General features: G+C 69.5%; 13 protein-coding genes. 8 read left to right on the top strand and 5 right to left on the bottom strand.

The window, feature by feature from the left end; all coding sequences use genetic code 11:
* Window positions 1-119 precede the first annotated feature (119 nt).
* The 5 genes from ACFY04_RS37870 to ACFY04_RS37850 all read left to right on the top strand — a co-directional run bounded on the left by ACFY04_RS37870 (window position 120) and on the right by ACFY04_RS37850 (window position 7446).
* Complete coding sequence (locus ACFY04_RS37870) at window positions 120-1937, top strand: ABC transporter ATP-binding protein (RefSeq protein WP_389124409.1); 1818 nt, start codon at window positions 120-122, stop codon at window positions 1935-1937.
* Entirely contained in the window at window positions 1934-3673 is a 1740-nt protein-coding gene (locus tag ACFY04_RS37865; protein ID WP_389124407.1) for an ABC transporter ATP-binding protein, read from the top strand. Before ACFY04_RS37870 ends, ACFY04_RS37865 begins: the two co-directional genes overlap by 4 nt.
* 115 nt (window positions 3674-3788) lie before the next feature.
* On the top strand, window positions 3789-5960 hold the full coding sequence (locus ACFY04_RS37860) for an aminotransferase class III-fold pyridoxal phosphate-dependent enzyme (RefSeq protein ID WP_389124404.1): 2172 nt from the start codon (window positions 3789-3791) through the stop codon (window positions 5958-5960).
* Between the two features lie 30 nt (window positions 5961-5990).
* Entirely contained in the window at window positions 5991-6605 is a 615-nt protein-coding gene (locus tag ACFY04_RS37855; protein ID WP_389124401.1) for a class I SAM-dependent methyltransferase, read from the top strand.
* A 196-nt stretch (window positions 6606-6801) separates the two neighbouring features.
* Window positions 6802-7446: a ScbR family autoregulator-binding transcription factor gene (locus tag ACFY04_RS37850; RefSeq protein WP_389124399.1), complete on the top strand. Its 645-nt coding sequence runs from the start codon at window positions 6802-6804 to the stop codon at window positions 7444-7446.
* Between the two features lie 320 nt (window positions 7447-7766).
* On the opposite strand, the gene ACFY04_RS37845 is transcribed toward ACFY04_RS37850, so the two are convergent.
* From ACFY04_RS37845 to ACFY04_RS37835, 3 genes are all read right to left on the bottom strand, one after another.
* A complete protein-coding gene (locus tag ACFY04_RS37845) occupies window positions 7767-7982 on the bottom strand; it encodes a DUF6243 family protein (protein ID WP_389124396.1) in 216 nt (71 codons plus the stop codon).
* A 368-nt stretch (window positions 7983-8350) separates the two neighbouring features.
* Entirely contained in the window at window positions 8351-9001 is a 651-nt protein-coding gene (locus ACFY04_RS37840) for an NADPH-dependent F420 reductase (protein WP_389124394.1), read from the bottom strand.
* A 48-nt stretch (window positions 9002-9049) separates the two neighbouring features.
* Window positions 9050-9862 carry an inositol monophosphatase family protein gene (locus ACFY04_RS37835; RefSeq protein ID WP_389124391.1) on the bottom strand — a complete coding sequence of 271 codons (813 nt, stop codon included), beginning with the start codon at window positions 9860-9862 and terminating at the stop codon, window positions 9050-9052.
* 127 nt (window positions 9863-9989) lie between these two features.
* Here ACFY04_RS37835 and ACFY04_RS37830 point away from each other — a divergent pair, with 127 nt between their 5' ends.
* Window positions 9990-10952 (top strand): LysR substrate-binding domain-containing protein, encoded by a 963-nt coding sequence (locus ACFY04_RS37830; protein ID WP_389124390.1) that lies wholly within the window; start codon window positions 9990-9992, stop codon window positions 10950-10952.
* Here the strand turns inward: ACFY04_RS37830 and ACFY04_RS37825 are convergent.
* Both ACFY04_RS37825 and ACFY04_RS37820 read right to left on the bottom strand, forming a co-directional pair.
* Window positions 10949-11719 carry a DUF6461 domain-containing protein gene (locus tag ACFY04_RS37825; protein ID WP_389124387.1) on the bottom strand — a complete coding sequence of 257 codons (771 nt, stop codon included), beginning with the start codon at window positions 11717-11719 and terminating at the stop codon, window positions 10949-10951. The two genes, ACFY04_RS37830 and ACFY04_RS37825, sit on opposite strands and share 4 nt — an antisense overlap.
* Window positions 11720-11984: 265 nt before the next feature.
* Window positions 11985-12215, bottom strand: a complete 231-nt coding sequence (locus ACFY04_RS37820) for a hypothetical protein (RefSeq protein WP_389124385.1) — start codon at window positions 12213-12215, stop codon at window positions 11985-11987.
* A gap of 326 nt (window positions 12216-12541) precedes the next feature.
* On the opposite strand from ACFY04_RS37820, the gene ACFY04_RS37815 reads away from it, so the two are divergent.
* Complete coding sequence (locus tag ACFY04_RS37815) at window positions 12542-13210, top strand: hypothetical protein (protein WP_389124382.1); 669 nt, start codon at window positions 12542-12544, stop codon at window positions 13208-13210.
* A complete protein-coding gene (locus tag ACFY04_RS37810; RefSeq protein WP_389124380.1) occupies window positions 13129-14190 on the top strand; it encodes a hypothetical protein in 1062 nt (353 codons plus the stop codon). The genes ACFY04_RS37815 and ACFY04_RS37810 overlap by 82 nt, the downstream gene beginning before the upstream one ends.
* Window positions 14191-14376: the final 186 nt, after the last annotated feature.

The raw sequence follows: 14376 nt of genomic DNA, 5'->3' as shown, positions 1-14376 counted from the left end.
TCTTGGTAGGTTGGTGGACGCGGACATGTGCCTGGCAGGGCCATGTCCGCGAACACCAACTGTTCTGGCAGATGGCCGGAGCGGAGGGTTCGAAGTCGACGGAAGGTGACAGGGACGCGATGAAATCGGAGCAGGCGCAACCGTTGGAAGCAGTGGGCCTCGGAGAGTTATTGCGCCCCGTCAAGTCGAGGCTGGGCGCGGCGATCGGGCTGCAGGCCGTCGCGGCGGTGGTCGCCGTGGTGCCGTTCGCCGCGGTGGCGGAACTGGCGAGGGTGCTCCTCGCGGACGGCCCGGTCGACAAGGGCGCGGCATGGACGGTCGCCGCCGTCGCGGGCGGCGCGCTGATGCTGTGGCTGGTGCTGAACACCGCGGCGGGAGCGATCGCCCATGCCGCGGACCTGGATTTCCAGCTCTCGGTGCGACGCCGGCTGGTCGACCGGCTCGGCCGGGTGCCACTGGGATGGTTCACCGATCGCGGAGCGGGCGGAATCGGGAAGGCGGTCCAGCACGACGTGGACACCATGCACCACCTGGTGGCCCACTCCCTGCTGAACCTCACCGCGAGCGTGGTCACCCCGCTCGCGACCCTGGTCTACCTCTTCGCGGTGGACTGGCGGATGGCGTTGATCCTGATGATCCCGCTGGTGATCGGGATCGGGCTGTTCATCAAGATGATGGTGAGCCTGGACGCCCAGACCGCCGCCTACGAGCAGGCCCAGGAGCGCATCGTCTCCAGGGTCATCGAGTTCGTCGAGGGCATCGCCGTCGTCAAGATGTTCGGCCAGGCCCGGCGAGCGCACCGTCAGTACGCGCAGGCCGCCGACGACTTCACGACGTTCTTCATCGCCTGGATCTCCAAGGGCTACCGGGCCACCGCGGCGTCGGCACTGATCCTCGGACCGGTCACGATCCTGCTCACCGTGCTGGTCGGCGGCACGGCACTCGTCTCGTCCGGTTCGCTCGACCCGCTCGATCTGCTGCCGTTCGCCATCCTGGGCCTGAGCGTGGCCGCGCCCCTGCAGGCGCTCGACTTCCACGGCCACGACATGGAGATGGCCGGGGCGGCCGCCAAGCGCGTGGGCGCGCTGCTCGCCGCGCCGGAACTCGCGATCCCCGACTCGCCACAGCGGCCGGAGACCGATGGCGGCGTCCGAGTGGAGCTGTCCGGTGTCGAGTTCGCCTACGACGCGGACCGGCCGGTCCTCAGCGGCATCGACCTGGCCCTCGAACCCGGCAGCGTGACCGCCCTCGTGGGGAGCTCGGGTTCGGGCAAGACGACGCTCGCGAAGCTGCTGCCCCGGTTCTTCGACCCGACCGCGGGCACCGTCACCGTCGGCGGCGTGGACCTGCGCGACATCGACCCGGACCAGCTGTACCGGCTGGTGTCGTTCGTCCTGCAGGACGTACAGCTGCTGGACGCCACCGTGCGGGACAACATCCGGCTCGCCCGTCCCGACGCGGACGACGAGGCGGTGCGTCGCGCGGCTCGCGCGGCCGCCATCGACCGGCGCATCGAGGAACTGCCGGGCGGCTACGACTCGATGGTGGGCAAGGACGTCCGCTTCTCCGGCGGCGAGGCGCAGCGGATCTCCATCGCTCGCGCGATTCTCGCGGACACCCCGATCGTGGTGCTCGACGAGGCGACCGCCCATGCCGACCCGGAATCGGAGGCGCAGATCCAGGACGCGCTGTCGGAGCTGGCCGTGGGGCGCACCGTGCTCGTCGTCGCGCACCGGCTGGCCTCGGTTGTCGGCGTCGACCGCATCGTGGTCCTCGAACAGGGCCGGATGGCCGAGCAGGGCACACACGGGGAACTGCTCGCCGCCGGCGGGCGGTACCAGCGGATGTGGAGCCTGCAGGAGCAGCCCGGCGCCGCGGAGACCGACGGCCACGACGCCTACGCCGGCGCCGGCATCGCGAAGGAGGAAGGGCGATGATTCGTCGACTGTTCACCGCACTGGGCCCGAAGCACGACCGCGCCCTGCGCAGGCTGCTGGCCTGGTTCACCGTCGCCGCCGTCCTCCAGGGCGTCGCGTTCGTCATGCTCGTCCCCGCCCTGCGCGAACTGCTCGGCGACGAGCCGGAACGGGCCTGGCCGTGGGTGATCACCCTCGCGGTGCTGTGGCTCGGCTACGCGGCGGTGAGCTACCCGGCGACACTGGCCGGTTACGGCACGGGGGCGGCCATGAGCCGCGACCTGCACCACCGGATCGGGGACAAGGTCGCCCAGCTCCCGCTGGCGTGGTTCACCCCCGACCGCGTCGGCGGACTCGGGCGTCTGGCCTCGCAGCGCGTGGTCGACATCATGGGCGTGCCCGCCCACCTGCTGCACCAGTTGGTCGACACCTTCGTCACGCCCGCCGTCGTGGTGCTGGCGATGTTCCTGTTCGACTGGCGACTGGCCCTGTCGATGACCGTCGCCGCGATCGCCGTGGCGCTGGTGTACCGGGTGGCGGGCCGCGGAATGGCGGCGGCCGACAAGGAGGCGGACCGCATCCACGCCGACGCCGCCGTACGGATCGTGGAGTTCGCCCGCGCCCAGCCGGTGCTCCGGGCCTTCGGCCGTACGGCGCAGGGGCACGCCGCGCTCGACGACTCGCTGGTCGCGCAGCACGCGGCCGGTCGGCGGATGCTGCGCGCAAGCATGCCCGGTCTGGTCTGGCTCGCCTTCATCGCGCAGGCGTCGTTCATCGTGCTGCTGGCCCTCGGAACCCGCCTGGCGCTCGGCGGATCGCTGGAGGCGGCCGAGTTCATCGCGCTGCTCGTGCTGTCGGCCCGGTTCGTCGAGCCCATCATGCTCACCTCCGAACTGGGCGGCGCGATCCGGGTGGCCGAGAACGCGCTGACCGAGATCAACGAACTGATCGACACGCAGACGCTGCCCGAACCGCTGACGTCGCGACGGGCGGACGGCGCCGACATCGAACTCGATGACGTGCGCTTCGGCTACAACGGCTCCACGGTCCTGGACGGACTGTCGATGCGGGTGCCGCAGGGCCGGATGACCGCGCTGGTGGGTCCGTCCGGCGCCGGCAAGACGACCGTGATCAGGCTGATCGCGCGGTTCTTCGACCCGGACGCCGGGGCGGTGCGGGTCGGCGGCGTGGACGTGCGCGAGATGCGGACCGAGGACCTCACGTCCGTCATCTCGGCCGTGTTCCAGGACGTCTACCTCTTCGACGGAACGATCCTGGAGAACGTACGTCTCGGCAGGCCCGACGCGACCGACGAGGAGGTCTACGCCGCGGCCCGCACCGCACGCGTCGACCAGATCGCCGACCGGCTGCCGGGCGGCTGGGAAGCACCCGTCGGAGAGGGCGGGAGCCGGCTCTCCGGCGGTGAGCGGCAGCGCATCTCGATGGCGCGCGCACTGCTCAAGGACACCCCGATCGTGCTGTTCGACGAGGCGACCGCGGCACTGGACGCCGAGAACGAGCACGCCCTGCAAGAGGCGATGTCGGTACTGGCGCGGGACCGCACCGTACTGGTCATCGCTCACCGGCTGCACACCCTGCGCGAGGCGGACCACATCATCGTGCTCGGCGACGGCCGGGTCGTGGAGGAGGGCGTCCACGACGACCTCGTCGCACGCGACGGCCGGTACGCGCACTTCTGGCGGGAACGCCGCCGTGCGCAGGGCTGGCACCTGGCAAAGCCCGCGGCGGTTCGCTGACCCGCGGCTCCCCCGACCGGACACGGGCGGCGCAGGCGCCGGCGCCGCCCGTGTCCCTCACGCACGTTCCCCACCCCACCTTCCTGCTGTGATCAGCTGAATCCGAGGAGTATCCGTGGAGCGACAGTCGACCGAGGGCTCGGTGTTCAGACCTGCGACCGCCGGTCTGCTGGACCGAATAGAGCGCCGCATCACCGATCAGAAATGCACCTTTCTGACGTCCAGCAACTACATGAACGAGGCGAGCACCAAGCTGGCCTACCTCATCAGCTCGTCGCTCACAGCGCGCGGTGGCGCTCCCCTCTACCGGAGCTTCCTCATCAACTCGACGGTCGAGGCGCTCTCCGGCGCGATGAAGCTGGCCCGGCAGACCTCCGTACGCAACAAGCGGCACGACGGCGGCTGGATCCTGATGATCGACGCGAAGGGCGCCTTCGCACCCTTCGTCGACCCGGCCTCCAAGGGGGTCGAGAGGGCGATGACACCGCACGTCGTGGTGGTGACCAGTGCCGTGCAGGCGACGGAGGCGTTACCGGAGCACTCCTGGTCGGCCGTCGTGGTCGTACGCGACGGATCGGCCGGCACGTCGACGGCCGAACTGGAACCGCTGCTCGGGACCGTCCGCTCCCAGGGTGGCATGGTGGTGCTCTGCGACAGCGAACTCGAACTCGGTGACGTCAGCCTCTTCACCGGACCGCTGGGCGCCGACGTGATCGTCTACGGGGAGAGCATCGGCGGAAACCAGGTGCCGTTCGGCTGCTTCACCATGACCGAGCAGGCGTACGAGATCTGGAACAACGACGTCGACTGCTACGCCCAGACCTCCACCTTCGGCGGCAACACCTTCTGCGCCGAGGTCGTGCTGGCGACGCTCGACGAGTACGGGCTGATCAGCCCCGAACAGCGCAGGACACTGGCGGAGATCGATGCCGACCGGGACACGATGCGCGAGTACTGGGCGCGGTACATCAACCCCTCCATGGCCAAGATGGAAATGATCGTCGGCATGCACCTGGACGTCGAGCGCGCGAGCGGCGCCCGGCTGCGCCTCGACGACGGACGCGAGATCCTGGACTGCTGCGGCGGCTTCGGCAGCAACTTCCGCGGGCACAACCCGCCGGACGTCCCCGCCGAGGTGCTGGCGGTCCACGACCCCGAGCACGACTACTGCGCGGACCTCGAAGACTTCCTCACCGGGCTCACCGGTTTCGACAAGGCCTTTCCCGCGGTCAGTGGGGCGACCGCCGTCGACCAGGCCGCCGCCCTCGCGATGCTGGCCAACCCGACGCGTACCAAGGTGGTCACCTTCACCGGCAACTTCGCCGGCAAGTCCCTGTTCGCCATCAACCTGAGCAAAGAGGGCCCGCAGGTCACCGAATCCGACGAGGACGCCTTCCGCCCCTACTATCACGACCTGGTCTACATCGACCCGTTCGGTGACGACGCGGTCCACAGGCTCCAGGAGGTGCTCTCCTCCGGAGAGGTCGCGCTGGTGTGGTTCGAGGCCATCCGCGGCGGCATGTGCCAGCGCCTGCCGGAGGGCATTCTGCGTACGGTCGAGCGCCTGCGCGGGACGGGCGGCTACCTGATCGGTGTCGACGAGGTGCTGTCCGGCGGATGGCGCACGGGGGACGACTACCTCGCCCATCAGCAGATGCTGCACCACGTCGACCTGGTGGCGATCGGCAAGGCCATGACGGACATGCTCTTCCCGGTCTCGTCGGTGCTGTGCACGCAGGAGGTCTTCGAGAGGGCCATGGCGACGGACGCCGGCCAGGTCTCCATGCGTAGAAGGTACTTCCGCAACGGGCTGGGCGCGCACATCGCGTACCACGCCCTGCGGCAGATGAGCGACCCGGCCGCGCGCGAGCGGGCGGTTGCGGCCCAGCGCATCGTCGAGGGCGGGATCCGGCGCCTCGCCGAGGAATCGCCGCTCTTCGGGAAGGTCGAGGGCCGGGGAGCGATGCTGCGGCTCCGGCTCAACGACGCGTACTTCCCCTTCGGCAGGTCCAAGTTCGGCGTACTGCTCGAAATGGCGGCGGCGCAGCTGGTCTTCGAACGCAGCGGCATCTTCGTGTTCATGCTGCGCTTCCTGCACCGGACCATGACGACCGAGGAGGACGCCCGCGAGGTGGTGCGCCGACTGGAAGCGGGCATGCGTGGCGTCCGGCCGCGGCACCTGTACCGCTTCATGGCGAGCAGGATGCTCTACGCGATGTCGGCGCGGAAGCTCTCCGGCGTGGTGGCCGGACGGCTCGCCCGGCCCCGCTATGTCACCGGCAAGTGAGAACGCAGATACCGAGAGAGGGCGGAGCCGATGGTGAGCAAGCAGGAGAAGTGGCGCGCGTACTGGGACAAGATGGCGGTCCGCTATGACAAGGACATGAAGTTCTGGGACCGGCTGCTTTACGAGGGCCAGCGGGAATGGGTGTGCAGCCGGGCGGACGGAGAGGTCCTGGAGGTCGCGATCGGGACCGGTCTCAACCTGCCCTTCTACCCGTCCGGCATCAGGCTGACCGGCATCGACATCAGCGACAGGATGCTGGAGGCCGCGCGAGCGCGCGCCGCCGAACTGGGGCGGGAGGTCGAGCTGCGCAAGGGTGACGCGCATCAACTCCCCTTCGGGGAGGCCACGTTCGACACGGTAGTCTGCACGCTGAGCATGTGCGCCATTCCCGACGTGGACCGGGCGATGCGCGAGATCCACCGGGTGTTGCGCCCCGGCGGCCGTTTCGTCTGCATCGACCACGTGGTGAGCCCCAACTGGCTGCTCCGAGGCATCCAGGGGATCATCGAACGCTTCAGCGTGCCCTCGGCGGGTGAGCATCTGCGCCGCCGTCCGATCGAGAACGTCCGCTCGACGGGCTTCGACATCAAGGAGACGGACCGCCTCAAGGGCGGGCACGTGGAGCGTCTGGTCGCCATCAAGTAGCCGTGCGCGCGGCGAATGGTGCGGGGCGGGCGGACACGGAGTGATACGGACGGGGCGAAGTACGGTTCGGGCACACGGGTGCCGTCGGTACGGGCCGGCAGTACGTGTGACGCACCCATGTCGTGGGCCGATGACAGCGGTCCAGATAGGTTTGAGCGATGTCAACAACAGTTGCCCCGTTGGGAGGGTCCAACGGATGAGAGAAGTTCAGCAGGAACGGGCGTTCGCGACCCGGCAGCACATCATCGAGAGCGCCGCGGCCGTGTTCGACACCGCGGGGTTCGCCGGCGCGAGCCTCGGTCGGATCGTCGAGCGGGCCGGGACGACCAGAGGTGCGCTGCACTTCCACTTCCCCGCCAAGGAAGCTCTCGCCAAGGCGGTGCTCAACGAGCACAACAGCCGGATGAGCGCCGTCGTGGAGGACATCACCCGAAGCGACGGGAGCGCGCTGGAACAGATCGTGTTGATCTCCAAGACGACCGCGCGGCTGATCGACAAGGACGTCATCGTCCGGGCCGGGACCCGGCTGCTGATGGAGCTCACCTACACCGGCGAACTGCCCGTCGCGTACCGGATGTGGATCGACGCGTGCGAGAACATGGTCCGCAAGGCCATCGAGGACGGTGACATCGTGCCGACGGCCTCACCGGACGCCGTGGCATATCTCGTGATCTCCGGTCTGGCCGGGATCCAGATGGTCTCCTCGGTGCTCACCGGCCGCAGCGACCTGGACCAGCGTGTCGACGAGATGTGGGAGGTGCTGCTCCTCGGCCTCGTTCCGGCCGACCGCCGGTGGAAGGTGGCCGGCCTGATGAACTCCGTTCCTCACGGACGGACGTGACCTCGCGAAGCCGCCCGGCGCCCGTGCGCGGGGCGGGGCGGCCCCACCGGCGGCATCGGCCTGTGGGTGATTCCGCACGTGCCGCCGCCCCGGCTGAGATCGCCGAGGTGGCCTGGGTGACCCTTGCAGAGCTTCCCGGGTACATCCCGTACGGGATCTTCGAGCCGGTGCGGAGACACTTGGAGGCCCTGATCGGGCTACCGCCGGCTGGCCAGAGCCGAGGCCAGAGCCCGTCCGGGATCATGTGACGGGAAAGGCCGGGACCGCGCGTTGCGGTCCGGGCCCTGCCCCGTGCGGTGCCGCCCCGCGGCGGCGGTGCGTCAGCTCTGTGCGGTGTCGTCGCCCGCCTGCCCGGCGTCCTCGGCTGCGCGTGCCTTCTCGCGCATCTTGCGCACCAGCTCCGCCTTCTGGTCGGCGGCACCCTGGCGGTCGCGGTTGCGGTGCGGACCGTTGTTCTGCCGTTCGGCGCGGGACAGCCTCTTGCGCTGGCCGCCGCCCTGGCCCACGGGGTTGTTGATGTTCTTGCTGTCGGTCACGGGTTCTCCCGGTGGTGATGTGAAGGTGATCTACGGATTCATCGGTGGGGGACGGGTGCGGTGACGTCGAAGGACGTCAGCGGGGGCCCGTCACGCTCGCACTCGTAAATCGGCGTCTGGAAGAACATGACAAAGACGTTACCCGGTTCCTTCGGCCCCGAGCGCCAAGCTTTTCGCCGCCCCGGCGTCGGCCGGGCCTTCGGCGAGCGCCCGGGGCCACCGATTCCTTCCGGTGCCGACCTCGGCAGTCCCCCTCCGACGCGACTGCGGACACCACGTCACAGGCGGCAACGCCTTGACAGCCGGGAAGGACTGGCGGCGCCGGATACCGGAACGTCGATGTCGGTCTGAACCCGGTCTTGGCGGGGTCAGCGGGCGAGGGAGACGGCGAAGGGCTTGAAGCCGTGCCGGCGCAGGATGTGGGGCACGAGCAGGATCATGGCCTCGGTGGCGCGGGCTGTGATGATGCCGCCGAGGTTCTCGATCCGTTCGGGCTGCCAGCCCAGGTCGCCGAGCAGGCCGGTGACGGTCCTCTTCGCGTGTTCGTCGTCGCCCGAGAGATAGGCGGTCGGTGGGGCGGCCAGCATCTCGGGAGCGGTCATGACCATGAACAGCATGGTGTTGAGGGTCTTGACCACATGGGTGTCGGGGAGCGCGGCCTGGAGCTGCTCGGCGAGGCTGCTGCCGGGGTAGCACAGGTCGCCGGGCAGGCCGTCAGCGGCGTCGCGGGTGGCGTTGGAGACGTCGACGAGGATCTTGCCGGAGAGCTCGGTGCGCAGGTCGGTGAGGCGCTCCAGGGAGCTGTCGCCGGGCGTCGCGTTGATCACGATGTCCGCGGTGCGGGCGGTGGTGCGCTGGTCGGCGAATGCGAAGGCGAGCCGCGGGGCGGGTCCGGCGGTGCGGGCGGCGGTGGCTTCGGGGTTCCGGCTGCCGAGGGTGACATGGTGTCCGGCTGCGGAGAGCTTGCCGGCGAGGTTGGTTCCGACGCGGCCAGCGCCCAGGATGCCGATGTTGATCATGCGGTGATGCTCCTTGCGATACCAGGTGGGAAGGGCGGGGACGTCCGGTCAGGCGATCGGCGAGAGGACCTTGAGGGCGGCGGCGTGGATGCCGGGGGCGGCGGCCAGGAAGTCGCGGCTGCCGGTGTTCCAGGGTTCGCCCGCCAGGTCGGTGACGGCGCCTCCGGCCTCGGAGACCAGCAGGGCGCCGGCGACCAGGCCGGAGCGGACGTCGGAGAACTGCCAGAACGCGTCCATGCGCCCGGCGGCGACGTGGATGAGCTGCATCGTGGCGGGAACGGACACGCGCACGACCAGGCCGTTGATGAGCATGGCGGTGACGGAGTCACCGATCCGCCGGAAGGTGCGCTCGTCCTCGCCGGGCTTGGCCTGGCCGGTGCCGGTGAGCGCGGCGCCCAGGTCGGTCTTGGCGGACACCGTCAGGGGCCGGTCGTTGAGGCGGGCACCGCCGCCGGCGACCGCGGTGTACGTGTCGCCGGTCAGCGGCAGGTGGACCACGGTGAGCACCGGCCGGTTGTCGCTGACCAGGGTGGCGGTGACGGCCCAGTCCTCCATGCCGTGGACGTGGTTGATGTTGCCCTCGGCGGGGTCGACGACCCACCACTCACCAGGCGGGAGGGCGCCGCCGGCCAGCTCGTCCTCGGCCCACTGCGACCCCGGCCGGGCCCGCAGCAGCGGTTCCCGCAGTACGTCCAGCACCGCGTCGTCGTTGGCGTGGATCTCGCCGACGACCTCGTCCAGACTCACGCCCCGGGCGTACGAGGTGTAGCGGTCGCGCAGCGTGACGCCGGCGGTCTTCACCGCGGCGGCCACGTCGGACAGCAGCGTCGTACCGGTGTCGAAAGGCATGGCTGTGCTCATGGTGGGCTCCCTGGGGGATCGGTGGAAGCGGGGTGAAGCGAGGCGGTCGTCTCGCCCCCGCACTTCGAAGGTAGGGCGCCCGATCATTAACAACAAGTGCATGCTTGTCACTTGTAGAGTTACTGACATGCAACTGGATCTGAACCTGCTCACGGCCCTGGACGCCCTGCTGGAAGAGGGGAGCGTCGCCGGCGCGGCAGCACGCCTCCACGTCACCTCACCGGCGATGAGCCGCTCCCTGGGCCGCATCCGCAAGGCAACCGGTGACCAGATCCTGGTCCGCACCGGCCGCAGCATGGTCCCCACCACCCGCGCGCTGGCCATGCGCGCCGAGGTCCACGCCCTCGTACAGCAGGCCCACCAACTTCTTTCCGCGCAGCAGGAGCTCGACCTGGCGGCTCTCGACCGGGTGTTCACCGTGCGCTGGCACGACGCCCTGACCGCAGCCTCCGGCACCGCCTTGACCACGGCCGTCCACCATCAGGCCCCCGGCGTCCGGCTGCGCCTGTCCGCCGAACCCGGGACGGACGACGCCGAGCTGCGCCGGGGTGAGGTCGACCTCGAGTCAAGCTCCAGCGCTCCGACGCTCCCCGACATCCGCCACCGCCTCGTCGGCAGGGACCGGCTGGTCGTCGCCGTCCGACCGGGCCACCCGCTCACCGAAGGCGCGCTGAGCCTCGAGCGTTACGCGGCCGCCGAACACCTCACCGTCTCGCGGCGCGGCAGCCTGCGCGACCCGATCGACGACGCTCTGACCACACGCGGGCTCGAACGACGCGTCGTCGCCGCCGGACCGACCGCCGCCTTCGCACTGCAACTCGCGCTCGGCACCGACTTGGCCGTCACCCTCCCCGACGCGGTCACCCGCACGGCCCGGGAACAACTCGGCCTGGTCACACTGCCGCTGCCACTCCCGCTGCCCGACGTTCCCCTGTACCTGCTGTGGCACCAGCGCTACGACAACGACCGCGCCCACACCTGGCTGCGAGACCTGGCCACCGAAACCGTCCAGGCACTCTTCACGCCACCGGCCGCCGCGCAACAGCCCCTCGCCGACCGGGCCGGGCATGCCGGATACGCCCGGGGTTAGGCCGTCTCTTTCGGATCTTGCCGAGCAATATGGTTCCAGGCCTCACGAACGTGGGAAGGGACGCGACCGCCTGCGTCGTTCCAGGTGAGGCCGAGAGTGGCAGCCCATGCCTTGATCTGCCGGTGGTCGGGCTCTGGCCCGGTGCGCATGGCGGGGGTGCCGCGGACGCCATAGGCAGGCAGGCGGGCCTCGCCGAGGACGGCACGCGGCAAGGAGAGACCGAACCGCTGCTCCAGAACACCGAGAGATCGCTCCTGGTAAGCCATGGAATGCTCCCTGGAAGGAGGGAAGTTCTGACTGCCGTCGGGATGAAGTACCTTTTCGGCAATAAGTTCAAGAAGGAGCAGATCTGGCTCCGCACCCCAGCGCCGACTCTCCTCGCCGATCCCGAAACCGCAGGTCAGCACACCGTTCTTGGCGTAGTGGAACCTGGCAGGCGGACGTGCGCCCATCGGCAGGTAGTGCACGGCATCGACCCTGCCGGAGGCGATCTCTTCCAGACGGTCCGCACCGGTGGAGTCCCCGTACTCCACGGCGAAAGCCCACCCCGCGTCCTCCCCGACCCGTACGACACCGTCGCCGCGCACGCCGTAGCTGCGACCTCTCATGCCCAGGTGCTCCACCTCGCCGTCAGCGATGGGCTCCGTTGCCTCGCCTAGGACTCCTCCCAAACGCACAGCCAGTTCATCAGCGGATATACCGCACGCGAAGACCACACCCTCCACAGGGATGTCCCCCGCCGCCAGCCACTTGATCCCGTCAGCCATGGCACCCCTCCCCGAAGTCAAAAGCACCCCTGCCGACGAACCTAGCCGCTACCGCTGACAGCCCTGGCCCACCCGCTGCAGAACCGGTCACGGCCACCAGTTCGCCAGGCAGACAAGATCCGAAAGAGGTGGTCTAGGTCGAAAGAGACGGCCTGGGCCCGCGGCAGCTGACTCCGCAACCTGCAGGTGCGCTGTCGGTTTCTCCGGCCGGGTGAACCTGTCCAGCGAGCCTGCCTCTGGCGGTGCAAGGGCCGTCCGCGCGCTGTCAGCCTTCTGTCGCGGTGACGGGCCCGGCGGTGTGTGCGGGCAGGGCGAGGCGGGATCCGAGGCGGTAGCGCATTCGCCCGGCGGCCTGGCGGACCTCTGCGGAGCGGGTCTCGCTCTCGAGGGTGCCGAGAAGCATCATGACCGCTCTTGCTTCGTCCCCGGTGAGCAGTTTCAGGCGGGTGTCGGTGGTGGCGTCCAGGAGTACGCCGAGGAAGTCTTCGTCGTCCATGTCCATGCAGGGACAACGCGGCACCACACCCCTGGTCACCCGCGCCGGGCCCACGGTCAGACCCGCCCGTAGCGTCGAGAACAGGGGCCGGACCGGCCGGGCCGGTAAGGGGAGGGAGTGGGCCTGAGCCCGTGTCCCGGTGGACACCGCCGAGGCCGTGAGCCGCGCTCTCGGAAAGTGGGAGATTCCCGATTCGGCCAGTGAACATCCGTTTCGCGCCGGTTGGGGCGGATCCGGGTGTCGGATTGTCCGGTAAGTGTTGTGCTGGAGAGGCTGCACCCGTCGGGGAGCAGGCGTCGGACCGCGCAAACAGGGGGTCTTCAGCGATGGCTTCTCTGCACTACGAAATACTCACCGATCCGGCTCCGCTCCAGGTGCCGGTCGCGGGCGGGGAACGCCAGGGATCGGTCTACATCGTCGTCTCCAATCCGACCATGGACGAGGTGATCTGGTACTCCATCGAGGTACGAGTGCCCTGCGGCCAGGCGGCCGGCGATCTGACGGCACATCCGAAGACGATCACCGCGCGGGTCGAGCGGAACACCGCGACGAAGAAGGGGGAGGAGCCGATCGTCGCCTGGGACGACACCACAGGTGTCCTCACCGTGACCGCCCAGCCGAACGCTCTGTTCCAGGAGGCCGGCTCCATGGCCCTGGTCTTGGACGGCTTCCCCGTCTCCAGCGCATCGGGACTGGAAATCCTGCGCGTGACGGAGAGGGCGGCGAACGGCGCCAGGGTGCAGAAGAACCCCATGACCTTGAGCCTGCTGAAGCAGCTCCCCAAGGTTCCGCGCAACTTCCGTGCGAAGCAGTCCCTGGTGGCCGGAGGCCAGGACGTCGTCCTGCAGTGGGACGGGCCCGACACCCTCACCTACCCCGGATCCAGGGTCCGGACGGCCCCCCGGAGACGGCTGTGCCGACGCAGGGCACGACCGGCTGGCAGTGGTCGCCGGCGGCGGGCCAGGAGCCGAAGCGGGACGCCACGTACACCCTGACGGCCACCTCACCGGGCGGGCAGCAGCCCGGGTACTTCCTCACCACCACCGTCCACCTGCGCAGCCCCGAGTTCGAGAGCGTCACCGCGACGACCGGTATCCACAGTCCGTGGGTCGAGGGCACGACGGACAAGGGCCGGATCGTCTTCACCACGCAAGGCGCCCAGATCCGCGGCGCGGCCAACGACCTCGGCACTCTCTCCGCCGCCAGGACCGACGTCGACACCGTGACCGCGGCGTGGGTCCGGGGGCGCGAGAGCGACGCCGGGTGGATCGGGTTCCCGGCCGACGGAATCAGGGTCGGCCGCGGCGGTGGAAGCGACTTGGGAACCGTCACGGCCGACAAGATCAGCGTGAACGGCATCAACACCCAGTGGGTGGGGGACCGGGACTCGGGCAAGGGATGGGTCGAGTTCCCGCAGTCGGGAGTGAACGTCCGCAAGGATGGTAAGCAGGACTGGGGAACCGTCGCCGCCGACCTGGCGGACCTGAACGGCATCAACACCAAGTGGGTGCAGGGCCGCACGGCCGCCGACGGATGGATCGAGTTCCCAGCCTCCGGGATGAACGTGTTCCAGGGCGCCGGGAGCCGCCAGTGGGGGACCGTCGCGGCCGACAAGGCAGACCTGAACGACCTGGTCACCCACCGGGCCCAGGTCAAGGAACGTCTCACCCTCCAGGGCGGGCTGAGCGTCGACAACGTGCTGGAGACGCAGGACAGCCCGCCGCGGCTGATCGTCCACGGCCTCCTGGATGCCGAGGGCGAGGTGAAGGCCGACCACACGGTCACCGTCACCGGGGACCTCACCACCCTCGGCATGCTGCGCGTTCAAGGCGAGTCGCGCCTGCAGGGGAAGGTGAACGCCGGCGCGCATCTGTCGGTCCGTAACGGAGGCGCCTGGATCATGCACACGAACGACGGGAAGGTGGCGATCAACGGCGACCTGCGCGTCCACGGGGCATTCCGCTCCGATTCCTGATCAGGTTGCCCAGCAGGCTGCGCGACGGACGGCCGAGGACTGCATCACCCGCCGTCCGTCACGCAGGAGGGCCGGACCCGCGACCAGGTTCCTGGATTGCGGGGTTACTTGGCGCCGAGGCCGGCGTCGGAGACCTCGGGCTTGCCGGCGGCCTTGAGGACCTTGTTCAGGAGTGTCAGGTCGTAG

It is taken from the genome of Streptomyces sp. NPDC001549 (genome assembly GCF_042894025.1).
Taxonomy (GTDB): Bacteria; Actinomycetota; Actinomycetes; order Streptomycetales; family Streptomycetaceae; genus Streptomyces; species Streptomyces kutzneri.
This window is presented reverse-complemented; position numbering and strand designations above follow the sequence as displayed.